General features: G+C 55.1%; 1 pseudogene. It reads left to right on the plus strand.

The annotated features are described in order from the left end of the window. Positions 1 to 68: 68 nt before the first annotated feature. Positions 69 to 412 (plus strand): annotated as a pseudogene (locus tag LZ634_RS20345) (transposase); the annotation flags it as partial.

The raw sequence follows: 412 nt of genomic DNA on the forward strand, positions 1-412 counted from the left end.
GGAAGGTGCGAACAAGTTCCTGATATGAGATCATCATATTCATCCGGAGCGCATCCCAGAGGGACATCATGAGCCATCAACTCACCTTCGCCGATAGTGAATTCAGCACTAAGCGCCGTCAGACCCGAAAAGAGATTTTCCTCTCCCGCATGGAGCAGATTCTGCCATGGCAGAATATGACCGCTGTCATCGAGCCGTTTTATCCCAAGGCGGGCAATGGCCGACGGCCCTATCCGCTGGAGACCATGCTGCGTATTCACTGCATGCAGCATTGGTACAACCTGAGCGACGGTGCCATGGAAGATGCCCTGTACGAAATCGCCTCCATGCGCCTGTTTGCCCGATTATCCCTGGATAGCGCCCTGCCGGATCGCACCACCATCATGAATTTCCGCCACCTGCTCGAGCAGCA

The sequence above is a fragment of the Kluyvera intermedia genome, assembly GCF_021440345.1.
GTDB classification, from domain to species: Bacteria; Pseudomonadota; Gammaproteobacteria; order Enterobacterales; family Enterobacteriaceae; genus Kluyvera; species Kluyvera intermedia_A.